The 11,261-nt window shown below is 68.8% G+C and carries 11 protein-coding genes; all 11 read right to left on the reverse strand.

Features of this window, described 5'->3' with window-relative positions; genetic code table 11:
- Positions 1 to 48 precede the first annotated feature (48 nt).
- On the reverse strand, positions 49 to 834 hold the full coding sequence (locus QUV83_RS03935; protein WP_289562873.1) for a type 4a pilus biogenesis protein PilO: 786 nt from the start codon (positions 832 to 834) through the stop codon (positions 49 to 51).
- Positions 835 to 836: 2 nt separating this feature from the next.
- Positions 837 to 1,514, reverse strand: coding sequence for a PilN domain-containing protein (locus QUV83_RS03940; protein ID WP_289562875.1), 678 nt, complete (start codon positions 1,512 to 1,514; stop codon positions 837 to 839).
- Entirely contained in the window at positions 1,511 to 2,572 is a 1,062-nt protein-coding gene (pilM, locus tag QUV83_RS03945) for a type IV pilus assembly protein PilM (protein ID WP_289562877.1), read from the reverse strand. The genes QUV83_RS03940 and pilM overlap by 4 nt, the downstream gene beginning before the upstream one ends.
- Before the next feature lie 68 nt (positions 2,573 to 2,640).
- A complete protein-coding gene (locus QUV83_RS03950) occupies positions 2,641 to 3,432 on the reverse strand; it encodes a prepilin peptidase (protein ID WP_289562878.1) in 792 nt (263 codons plus the stop codon).
- 34 nt (positions 3,433 to 3,466) lie between these two features.
- Positions 3,467 to 5,128 carry a hypothetical protein gene (locus QUV83_RS03955; RefSeq protein WP_289562879.1) on the reverse strand — a complete coding sequence of 554 codons (1,662 nt, stop codon included), beginning with the start codon at positions 5,126 to 5,128 and terminating at the stop codon, positions 3,467 to 3,469.
- On the reverse strand, positions 5,125 to 5,745 hold the full coding sequence (locus tag QUV83_RS03960) for a hypothetical protein (RefSeq protein WP_289562880.1): 621 nt from the start codon (positions 5,743 to 5,745) through the stop codon (positions 5,125 to 5,127). The genes QUV83_RS03955 and QUV83_RS03960 overlap by 4 nt, the downstream gene beginning before the upstream one ends.
- 1 nt (position 5,746) lies before the next feature.
- Entirely contained in the window at positions 5,747 to 6,166 is a 420-nt protein-coding gene (locus QUV83_RS03965; protein ID WP_289562881.1) for a hypothetical protein, read from the reverse strand.
- A 107-nt stretch (positions 6,167 to 6,273) separates the two neighbouring features.
- Positions 6,274 to 6,672, reverse strand: a complete 399-nt coding sequence (locus tag QUV83_RS03970) for a type IV pilin protein (RefSeq protein WP_289562882.1) — start codon at positions 6,670 to 6,672, stop codon at positions 6,274 to 6,276.
- A 172-nt stretch (positions 6,673 to 6,844) separates the two neighbouring features.
- Entirely contained in the window at positions 6,845 to 8,074 is a 1,230-nt protein-coding gene (locus tag QUV83_RS03975; RefSeq protein WP_289562883.1) for a type II secretion system F family protein, read from the reverse strand.
- Positions 8,074 to 9,450 carry a type IV pilus twitching motility protein PilT gene (locus QUV83_RS03980; protein WP_289562884.1) on the reverse strand — a complete coding sequence of 459 codons (1,377 nt, stop codon included), beginning with the start codon at positions 9,448 to 9,450 and terminating at the stop codon, positions 8,074 to 8,076. The genes QUV83_RS03975 and QUV83_RS03980 overlap by 1 nt, the downstream gene beginning before the upstream one ends.
- Before the next feature lie 125 nt (positions 9,451 to 9,575).
- Complete coding sequence (locus tag QUV83_RS03985; protein ID WP_289562885.1) at positions 9,576 to 11,255, reverse strand: GspE/PulE family protein; 1,680 nt, start codon at positions 11,253 to 11,255, stop codon at positions 9,576 to 9,578.
- Between the last annotated feature and the right edge of the window lie 6 nt (positions 11,256 to 11,261).

Consider the following 11,261-nt stretch of genomic DNA (forward strand, 5'->3'; position numbering starts at 1 on the left):
GGTCGGCACAGGCCGATCGGAGGTCCGCTCGATGGACGCGCCGCCAGGTCAGCCCGCAGCCTGCCCGCCCGGGGCCAGGAACGGGTTGCGACCGGGCGGGGCGACGGGAAGCGGACCCGGCGCCACGGCCTCTGGCTGGACAAGCGCGTTCGTGACCACGTAGGCGAAGCCTGAGGCGACGAGCTCGACGTCTCCCTTCACGGTCTCGGGGCGGCCGCCCTCGGGGGCACGCGCCTCGAGCGCGGTCGACGAGATCTGGGCCACTCTGATGTACCGCTCGACACCGGTCTGAATCTGGGCGAGGAACGCCGTCGTCGCCTCATACGAGCCGATGACGTCGATGGCCAACGGGATGCCATACAGCCCGTCGATCGCCGGGATCTCCGGTGTGGCAGTCGCGTCCGGAGCCGGCTCAGACCCCTCGGCGGCCTCCCCTTCGCCGTCGGCCGCCGCTGGCGCCGCTGGCTCGTCGCTCGGCACAGCCACCAACGTCACCGACGCGCCCGCGCCCGGCGTCACGGAGATCAACGTCACCCCGGTGGACACCGCCACCGCGTCGATCTGCCGGAGCAGGCTTGCGATCTCCGCGTCGGCGGGGATCGCGAGGCGCGCCTCTGCCAGCGCTGCGCGGAACTCGGCGATGCTCGCGTGCTGCCGCTTGAGGGCGGCGATCTCGACCTCGAGCACGTCGTTGGACTGCGCCGTCGACTCCGTCTGCGAGCGGATCTCCTCGGCTGACGAGCGTTGCGGGGAGATCAGCAGGAACCAGCCACCGGCGGCCAGGAGGACGCTGGTGAGCACAGTGCCCGCCACCCAAGTCTTGAGCGAGCTCATGATCAACCCTCCCCTTCGATGAACCGGCCCGCGAAGCTGTCCTGCGACAGGTGCACCCGCACCGTCCACTCGTAGAGCTCGACGTCCTCGACAGCGGTCTTCTGAGTGACCGTCAGCGTCGGGTCGGCGAACCCGGGAATGGCCGAGAGCCCCTCGAGCCACGCGATGGTGTCCGGCGTGGTCGTCGAATAGCCGGTGAACGTCACGCGGCCGAAGTGCGGCGACACGAGTGGGTCGTCAGTGGGCTCCCCGTTCGACACCTCGACGGCGATGGTCGCCACCGAGGCGTCGGCCGGCAGGACGGCGGTGACCGCGCCCAGGTAGTCGGCCCACAGGACCTCGGTGGTGGACACGGCCAGCTGCGCCGCCGCGACCCGGGCGAGCTCGGTGACCACCGGCGTCACCTCGGCGTACAGCGCCTTCTCGGCGAGCAGGTCGTTGGTGCGCTCCTGCTGGGCGGCGAGCTCGCGCTCGGCCATGACGACGCCGACGGCGCTCAACACATAGCCACCCGCGACGAGCAGGCACGTCGCGGCGACGCCCACACCCATCCACAGCTTCGCGCGGCGCAGTTGGCGTCCGGCGCGCACCTCGGGTGGGAGCAGGTTGACCTGTGGCAGCGGCGGCCCGCCGAACGCGGCGCCACGTGAGGGCGACGGGCGGGAGACAGTACTGGTCATGCGGCAGCTCCGTAGGCCAGGCCGACTGCGAGGGCGACGAGCGACTCGGCTCCGTTGAGCTGGTCGCGGGGGAAGGACTTGGCCACCTTCAGGCCGGCGAAGGGGTCGCCCAGGCTGACCGGCAACCGGCTGGCGCTGGACAGGTACTGCCCGAGGCCCGGGAGGTGCGCACCGCCACCGGTGACCACCACGGCCTCGATGCCCGAGCTGTGGTTGGCGCCGAAGTAGACGAACGTGTTGCGAATCGCCTCGATGAGCGTCTGTGCCATCGAGTTGACGACCTCCGCCGCCGCGGCGAGCTCAGGAGCGACTGTGTAACCGACGCCGATCTGACGCTTCAGCCCTTCCGCCTCGGCGCCCGCGATCCCCATGGTGCTCGCGATCGCCTGCGTCACGTTGTGACCCCCGCTGGCCAGCGACCGGGCCAAGCGCGGCACGCCGCGATCGGAGATGACGACAGTGGTGATGCTCGCCCCGATGTCGACGAAGGCCACGACCCGGTCGGCCAGGTCCGCACGCGCGAGGGCGCGGACGAGCGCGAAGGCGTTGAGGTCGACCATCCGAGGTCGCAGGCCAGCGCCTTCGACAGCCAGCACGTTCGCGTTCACTGTGTCCCGCTGCGCCGCGACGAGCATGCCCTGCACCATCCGCCCCTGCGGGCCGTCGATCTCGCCCGTCGGGTAGTAGTCGAGCAGCGCCTCGTCCGCGGACATAGGCAGCAACTCCTGCACTTGGAAGGGCAGGGACTCCTTCAACTGCGGCAGCGGCATCCACGGCAACTCGAGCTCCCGCACGACCACACGCTGGTTGCCGACTCCGATGACGACGTCACGCGAGTCGAACTTCCCCTGCTGCCACAGCTGTCGCAGCGCTCCCGAGACCTGTGCCGGCTGGGCGACCTCGCCCTCACGGACCGCGCCCAGCGGCAACGGCACCTGGTCGAGTCGCACCAGCGTCGGCACGGTCTTCCCGCCCGGCCCGCCGCGACCGAACTCAAGCTCTGCAGCCCGGACGCACGTGGTGCCGATATCGAGTCCGATGACTCGTGTGGTGGCCACAGAGGATCCTTCCGACGCCGTGGTGTGACCCCCTTGCTATCGGGTCGCGGCGTGCGGTCCTTGAGCCCTCAGGCGGCGGAAGTCGACAGCAGCGCCAAGTACCAGTCGGCGACCGCCGCGCCCGCGACGACACCCACCGCCGCCCCGGCGAGCATCCACGGGCCGAACGGGATGCCGGTCTTGCGGCCCGCCCGCCGCATCGCGAGCAGGCCGATCGAGAAGACCCCGCCGAGCAAGAAGGCGGCGAACCACCCGACGATCAACGCCGGCCATCCGACCCAGCCCAGGTAGAGCCCGAGCAGCCCGGCGAGCTTGACGTCGCCGAAGCCCATGCCGCGCGGATAGGCCAGGCACAGCGCGAAGTAGACGCCGAACATGACGGCGCAGCCCAGCAGCGCCCGGACCACAGCGCCGCCGTCCCCGCTGCCGCCAGGAGCCCAGGTCGCGAGGACGATCAACGCCACGGCGACCGGGTAGGACGGCAAGACGATGGCGTTCGGCAGCCGCTTCACGTCGATGTCGATCAGCGCGAGCGCGATGGACACAGCAACGAGGTAGAGGGCCGCGGGCAGCGCCCAGGAGGCGCCGACGTACCAGGCTGTGAGGGCGAACAGCACGGCCGTGGCCGCCTCGACGAGCGGGTAGCGCGCCGCGATCGGCGCCTGGCAATCGCGGCACCTGCCCCTGAGCAGCAGCCACGAGAGCACAGGGATGTTGTCGCGGGAGCGCACCCGCTCACCGCACCGCGGGCACGCGCTCGGCGGGCTCACCACCGACTCGCCCCGCGGCACCCGCCAGATGACCACGTTGAGGAACGAGCCCACGAGCAGGCCCAACAGTGCGGCGAGAGCGACGATCACGGCTGGAAGGGTGGCACAGTCGGCGGCTGCGCCGTCAGTTGCGCACGTCGTGGCGGACGGTCGGGCTGAACGAGTACAGCGGCGAGGGCGGGTTCACCATGCCGGGCGGGGTCATGTCCTTGTACTTGACCTTGGTGTTGACCGAGAAGTTGGTCTTGCACGCGTAGATGGACCCCTCGAGATTCACGTCGTTCGTCAGCCGCACGGTGCCGTTCGTGTAGAAGAACGTGTCCACGTTGCTGTCGAACACCACACCACCGCTCTGCACCACGATGTCCCCCTGGGCGACACCGCTGCAGCTCGCCGCGCCGGTGGGCAGCGGGACGATGATGCGGAGCTTGGCGTCGCTGCCGACCTTCGTCGAGCTGACGTGCAAGCCGTTCGTGCTCTCGAAGGACCGCGCGACGATCGTCAGGTCGTCCTGCAGCACGAGCTCCATCGGGTCGCTCGCGCTCCCGCCCAACAGCTTCACATCGCAGGCCCGGGCGTCGAGCACTGTCGCGGCCGGCGGGCTCACGAGCCGGCCGTTGAGGCTGTAGTTCGCCTTCGCGACGTCGCACTTCGTGCCCGATCGGACTTCAGACCAGCTCGGCGCGTTGTTCGCCTCGGCGTTCTCCTTCGTCCACTCGCCGAAGGGCTTCGGCGTCGGCGAGCCAGGAGGCACGACGTCCGTCCATGTGATCGACGGCATCGTGATGGGCGACGGCGCATCCGGGACCCCGCTGGGGGCGTTGGGCGTGTGACCGCTCGAGAACACGGTGGCGAGCGAGCCGCCGCCGTCGAGCGAGATGGCGCCGGCCGCCTGGCCGTACCCGAGGACCCGCCCGGCCGGCCCGATCGAGATCGAGCCGGTGGCCGAGATCATGTTGCCGCCGACCTTGAGCGAGTTCGGCGCCTTGATGCTGCCGCCGGTGACCAACTTCCCAGCCACGGTGCAGGTGTTCGAGATGTTGGACATGCCGGTGCCAGCAGCGACCACGTCGCCACCCACCTTGGCGCCAGACGAGCAGGTGAACGTCCCCCCGCTGTGCACGGACTTGATCTCGCAGGCGTTCGTGAGGCTCACGGATCCCACGGCCGTGAGATTGCCGATGATCGTGCCGAGCACCGAGCACGCGTAGTTGCCGTTGGTGTGGACGTCGCCACCATCGACCTCGAAGCCGTTCGTCGTGGTGAGGTTGTCGCCGCTGTAGACCCCGTAGGCGAACACCGGCTGCGTGGACCCGCTGGGCTGCACGAGCAGGCGCTGCTTGACCACGCGGGTCGAGGTGCTCTCGCCGTTGCCGGTGGGGATGGCGACTGTCGACGTCGCGACGATCTCCGTCTCCGCGAGGTCGACCACTGATGGCTGCGGGCACAGGAAGTCCATCGAGCCGACTGCGCGGTAGCGCAGCTTCAACGTCACGTTCGCGGTGCCTGAGCCACTGGTCGTGGAGTACGGCAGCGTGCAGGGGAACGTGGTCTCCTGCCCGCGGTACGCCGACTGGTGCAGCTGGGCGATCGTGCTGTCGATGGCCTCCTCGGCGGCGGCCTGCGCCTGGATGCCTGCGCGCGTGGACGCGCTGGTCGCGGAGGCGAAGACGGTGAGGGACACGAGCGTGGCGCCGAGGATCGCGATCACGGAGGCGACTCCGATGACCATCACCATGGCGCTGCCCCGGTCGTCGCCGGGACGGCGCGCGAGCATGGACCTCATGAGCATGTCTCCCCACCGGTGATGGTCCCCTGCGGGCGCGGAATCGCCGCAGAGCCGAACGTGACGCTCTTGCCGTCCGCGCCTTCGAGGACGTCGAACAAGATCTGTGAGCCGGTGGCGCCCTCGGCTGCGAACACGGGCTGGGTGACGCCCGTCCTCGTGACAGGGACGACGTCCGTGAGGATCGTGCGCCATGCCGAGAAATCGGATGTCAGTGAGAGGTTCTTGGTCGGGGCGGCGGCGCCGGGCGCGCCCTCGATCGTGCGCAACGACTTCGACGCCGTGTCGTAAAGCCACCCGCGGCACTGCCAGGACGACGGCGCGTCATCCTGGTCGCCCACCCGCGTCATGACGACGAGCAGGCGCCCGTCGAACACGGACGGCGTCGTCACAGTGGCGGCGTTGCGCAGACCGGCCTCGATGGACGCCATCGTGACCTGGCCGTCATTCGAGGCCGTCGTCATGTCGCGCACATCGCGCTGGATGACGAAGCCCCGGATCAGCAGTGTTCCCGTGATGGCGACGACGACGAGCAGCAACACCGAGTACACGAGCAGCTCGGCGAGCGTGAGCCCCCTGTCGCCTCCCCGCATGCGGGTCCGCAGTGCCGCCCGCATGTCAGCTCGCCACCCAGATGGCAGTGCTCAGGTGTGAGGACACCGGCCGGCCCGGGATCTCCGCGGTCACCGTGACGTCGAAGTCCACGAGGCCCCCGCCGGCGGGAGGACACGTCACCGACGTCGAGGGTGTCTGGTCGATGGTGAAGACAATGCCCCGCGAGTCAGGGAGCGGGGCCGGGGCCACCGTGAGGAAAGCCGTGTAGGCGGCGCACGACGTGGCCGCCGAGCGTGCGCGCTCGACCTGCTGGCTCGCGATCTGGCTCGCGCTCGCGACCTGCGCCGAACGGGCGGAGGACCGCACCGAGCCGACGAAGAGCGGAGCCGCGGTGGCCATGAGGAGCGCGAACAGAAGCATCGACACGACGATCTCGACCAGGCCGATCCCGGCGTCGTCGCGGTTCTCCGGCTTCGGGTGCACGGTGCTCCTTCGCGGTGGGGAGATGGGACGTGCTGCTGGGGTGCCGCGCCTGTGCGCGACACCCCAGCACCGTCAGAGGGCCTGAGGCCCTCGGGGTGATGCCAAGATCACTCGCCGGCGTCCTCGCCGGCCTTCGTGATGCCACCTGTCTCGTCAGTGACAAAGGTGTTGTCCGCCGCGGACGTCGCCGAGATCGTGAACGCGCCGCCAGTGATCGTGATGGGGTCGGTGACGTTCTTCACGCCCTCGGTCTTCTTCCAGTCGAGGTCAGCAAGAGCGATCGACGTCGCGTCCGGGTTGTCGACCAGGTAGCTCGCCACGGCGACCTTCAGGTTGCCCAGGTCAGCCTTCGCGGCGGAGTCCTTGGCCTTGGCCTGCTGGTTGAGGTACACCGGCACCGCGATCGCGGAGAGGATGCCGATGATGATGATGACCACGAGAAGCTCGACAAGGGTGAAGCCCTTGTCGTTGTCCTTCTCCTGGATGGACTTCTGCAGACGAGCCATCATGGTGATGCTCCCGTTCGAGTGGAGGGTCGTGGATTCTCTTCTTCAGACCGGGCGAGCCCGGATCAGGTCCTGCACGATGTTCATCGGAGGCGTCTCGCGGGGACTTGAGCGCGTTCGCCGCTGATTTCCTAGTTTCACTCCATCGGCCGAACAAGGGCGTCCGAATTGTCTACTCAATCAGGTCGAAGACGTTGAAGATCGGCAGATAGAGGGCGATGATCATGCCGCCGATGATGACGCCGATAAACGCGATCATGAGCGGCTCGATGAGCGAGGTCAGCTGCTCGGTGGTGGCCTCGACCTCCTGGTCGTAGAACTCCGACACCTTCTCGAGCATGGTCTCCATCGAGCCGGCGTCCTCGCCCACGGCGAGCATCTGCACCACCATCGGGGGGAACACCGGGTGCTCGCCAAGCGGCCCGGACAGGGAGTTCCCGGTCCGGACGGATTCCTGGACAGACTTCACGGCCTGCTCGACGACCCAGTTGCCACTCGTCCCGCCCACGATGTCGAGCGCCTGGAGAATGGGAACGCCAGCGCCGAGCATCGTTCCGAAGTTTCGGGCGAAACGTGCAATGGCGACCTTCTGGAACAATGGCCCGAAGATCGGCGCCTTGAGCTTGAGGGGGTCCATTCGGGAACGGATTCCCTCGTCGTTCTTGTGCTTTCCCCACCACGCGGCGAACGCGATGGCGGCGACCACCAGCACCGGCGCCAGCCACTTCATGATGTCGGCCATGTAGACCAGCATCAGCGTGGGCAGCGGCAGCGTTCCGCCGAGCCCCGCGAACATCTCGTCGAACACCGGCACGATGAACAGCAGCATGGCGACCACGGCGACGATCGCCATGCACAGCACCATGACGGGGTACGTCATCGCCGATTTGATCTTCGCCCGCAGCTTGACCTCGGCCTCGTAGTTGTCGGCCACCGACAACAACGACTTCTCGAGGAACCCGCCGGTCTCCCCCGCCCGGATCATGTTGACCATCAGCGGCGGGAAGACATCCGGGTGCCGGGCGAGGCCGCTCGACAACGACCGGCCCGTCTCGACCTCGTTGCGCACCTGGGCGAGCGTCTTCGCCAGCGCCGGGTTCTCGGTCTGGTCCGCCAGGATTGCCAGCGTCCGCAGCAACGACAAGCCGGCAGAGGTCATCGTCGCCATCTGCCGGGACATGATGGCCAGGTCCTTGAGCTTGACCTTCGTCTTGCCGAACGAGCCGATCGAGATCTCCTGCTTGAGCCCCGTCGTCTGCACCTCGGTGATCGACACCGTCGCCAAGCCGAGGCCGCGGAGCCGGTTGGCCACCGCCGCCTGGTTGGGCGCCTCGATGCGCCCCTTGACGAGCTTGCCGGACCGGTCGCGGACCGCGTACTCGAAGGTCTTCGTCGCAGCCATCAGATCCCCTGCATGCCGTAGTTCGGGCCGCCCATCGCGGCCCTGCCCTGCCCGCCGCCCAGCCGGCCCGTGAGGCGGTTGAAGTCCTCGATGTGGTGGCACTTCTCGATGCCGGTCTCGTGCGTGATGCGCCCGGCCTTGACCAGCTCGGCCAACTGCTGGTCCATCGTGTGCATGCCCTGCTGCGCGCCGGCCTGCATCGCGGAGTAGATCTGGTGCGTCTTGCCCTCCCGGATCAGGTTCCGGATCGCGGGCGTCGCGACCATCACCTCGGTGGCCACCACGCGCCCTGGCCCGTCCGCGCGCTTGCACAGCGTCTGGCTGACCACGCCCTGGATCGCGCCGGCGAGCTGGGTGCGCACCTGCGCCTGCTGATGTGAAGGGAAGACGTCGATCACGCGGTCGATCGTCTGCGCCGCGTCCTGCGTGTGCAGCGTGGCGAAGACCAAGTGGCCGGTCTCGGCTGCGGTGAGCGCCACCGAGATGGTCTCCAAGTCCCGCATCTCGCCGACGAGGATGATGTCCGGGTCCTGCCGCAGCACGTGCTTGAGCGCGTTCGCGAACGAGTGGGTGTCCGTGCCGACCTCGCGCTGGTTGATCAACGACTTCTTGTGCCGGTGGAGGAACTCGATCGGGTCCTCCACCGTCATGATGTGGTCCTCGCGCGTCCGGTTCGCGAGGTCGACGATGGAGGCGAGCGTCGTCGACTTGCCCGAGCCCGTCGGGCCTGTGACGAGCACCAGGCCGCGGGGCAGGTTCGCGAAGTTGCCGACGATCGGCGGGACGCCCAGATCCTCGAGCGGCTTGATCTCATACGGGATGACACGGAACGCCGCCCCGACCGAGTCGCGCTGCTGGTAGAGGTTGACGCGGAACCGCGCGTGCCCCCGCACCGCGTACGCGAAGTCCAGCTCGAGGTCTGCCTCGAACTTCTCCCGCTGCTTCTGGGTCAAGATCGAGTAGATCGTGCGCTGCAGCGACTCTCCGCTCAGCGTGGGGAACCCGCCCAGCGGGCGCAACGACCCCGACATGCGGACCATCGGCGGCGCGCCGGTGGTCAGGTGCAGGTCCGAGGCGTTCTGCGCGATCATCTCGATCAGCACGGCGTCGAGCGACAGGTCGTCCGCGGTGGGCCCTTGGGACATCCCGACCCGCGCGGGTGCGACCCGTGTGGCGGGTTGTGCGGGCGCCGGGGGCGCCGCGGGCGCGGTGGGCGCGGGCGCGGCCAGTGGCGCAGGGGCGCCGTAAGCCGGCTGGGGGACGTACTGCGGCAACCCGACCGGAGGCGCGCCCGGGGGCGAGTACGGGGGCGAGTACGGCGGCGGCTGCTGCTGATGCGACGGGCGCGCCGCCGGGCTCTGGTACGGGTCACTCACGGGAGGCCTCCACATCTGGGCACGACTGGCGCACCGGGTGCCGGACGCACCTGACGGCGACTGACGTGACGCTCTGCTGAGTCATCGGCTGCGCGGCGCACGCGCTTGAGAGACAAACCGGACGCTCACGCGACGACGCGCAAGATCTCCTCGATCGAGGTCTGCCCCAGCACGACCTTCTGCCATCCGTCGTCGCGAAGCTGGAGCATGCCCTGGCTGCGGGCCGTCGCGCCGATCTCGGCTGCGGACGCGTGCGCCACGGCAAGGCGCTCGATCTCCTCGGTGACCCGCATGACCTCGTGGAGCGCAATGCGTCCCCGGTAGCCGGTCTTGGAGCAGGTCACGCACCCCACAGGCCGGTAGAGCTCAGGGATCTGCTCCCCCGGCAGCCACGGGAACCGCGCGCTGACCATCTCCACCTCGGTGGGCAGGTACGGCTCCTTGCACTTGTCGCAGAGCTTGCGGGCGAGCCGTTGGGCGACGACGGCGTCGAGCGCGGAGCCGACGAGGAACGGCTCGATGCCCATCTCGACGAGCCGGGTGACGGCGGACGGCGCGTCGTTGGTGTGCAGCGTGGAGAGCACGAGGTGCCCGGTGAGGGCGGCCTCGATGGCGATCTGCGCGGTCTCGTGGTCGCGGATCTCGCCGAGCAGCACCACGTCGGGGTCGGAGCGCAGGATCGAGCGCAGGGCCCCAGCGAACGTGAGCCCGGCCTTGGGGTTGACCTGCACCTGGTTGATCCCGGCGAGCCGGTACTCGACGGGGTCCTCGACGGTGATGACGTTGATCTCGGGCTTGGACACCGCGTTGAGCGTCGCGTAGAGGGTCGTGGACTTCCCGGATCCGGTGGGGCCGGTGACGAGGATCATCCCGTAGGGCTTGGTGAACGCCTCGTGGTAGGTGGCGTAGTTCTCGTCGAGGAAGGACAAGTCGCGCAGGTCGAGGCTCGCGGTGGAGTTGTCGAGGATGCGCATGACGATCTTCTCGCCCCACACGGTGGGCAGTGTCGCCACGCGCAGGTCGATCTTGCGCCCGTTGTGGGTGACGGACATGCGCCCGTCTTGGGGCTTGCGCCGTTCGGCGATGTCGATGTCAGAGAGGATCTTGACGCGGCTGATCACCCCGCCCTGGATCTGCTTGGGCGAGCGCTGCATCTCGTGGAGCACGCCGTCGATGCGGTACCGCACGCGCAGGTCGTGCTCGGTGGGCTCGATGTGGATGTCGGAGGCGCGGTCGGTGATGGCCTGCGTGACGAGCAGGTTGACGTAGCGCACGATGGGCGCGTCGTCGTCGACCGAGTCGCCGATCCTGGACAGGTCGGCCTCGGCTGCGGACTGCCGCGACTCCTCTTCGAAGGCGGACGACAGGTCTTCCATCTCGCCGTCGGCGCGGCAGAACCTGTCGATGGCGCGGACGAGGTTGTCGTAGGTCGCGACCACAGGCCGGACCTGCATCCCGGAGACGGTGCGCACGTCGTCGACGGCCACCACGTTGCCGGGGTCGGCGGTGGCGAGGATGAGGGTGCCGTTGTCGAGCCGCACCGGCAGCACTGTGTACCGCCGGCAGAGGCTCGCAGGCACGAGGGCGAGCGCCACACGGTCCACGGGGTACTCGTCGAGGTCGATGAAGTCCATCCCGACCTGCCGGGCGAGCGCCGAGACGAGCTGGCCTTCGGTCAAGACGCCGATCTCGACGAGGGTGCGCCCCATCGACTGGCCGCGGCTGTTCTGCTCATCGAGCGCAGCGATGAGCTGGGCCTCGGTGACCAGGCCCTCGTCCAGCAAGATCTCCCCGAGTTGCTTCACCGATCG

It is taken from the genome of Cellulomonas cellasea (assembly GCF_030372105.1).
Classification (GTDB): Bacteria; Actinomycetota; Actinomycetes; order Actinomycetales; family Cellulomonadaceae; genus Cellulomonas_A; species Cellulomonas_A cellasea_A.

Excerpts from the sequence above, each read along its gene's own strand:
- QUV83_RS03955 (WP_289562879.1), bottom strand. The coding sequence starts at position 5,128 with ATGAGGTCCATGCTCGCGCGCCGTCCCGGCGACGACCGGGGCAGCGCC.
- QUV83_RS03970 (WP_289562882.1), bottom strand. The coding sequence starts at position 6,672 with ATGGCTCGTCTGCAGAAGTCCATCCAGGAGAAGGACAACGACAAGGGC.
- QUV83_RS03960 (WP_289562880.1), bottom strand. The coding sequence starts at position 5,745 with ATGCGGGCGGCACTGCGGACCCGCATGCGGGGAGGCGACAGGGGGCTC.
- QUV83_RS03975 (WP_289562883.1), bottom strand. The coding sequence starts at position 8,074 with ATGGCTGCGACGAAGACCTTCGAGTACGCGGTCCGCGACCGGTCCGGC.
- QUV83_RS03935 (WP_289562873.1), bottom strand. The coding sequence starts at position 834 with ATGAGCTCGCTCAAGACTTGGGTGGCGGGCACTGTGCTCACCAGCGTC.
- QUV83_RS03940 (WP_289562875.1), bottom strand. The coding sequence starts at position 1,514 with ATGACCAGTACTGTCTCCCGCCCGTCGCCCTCACGTGGCGCCGCGTTC.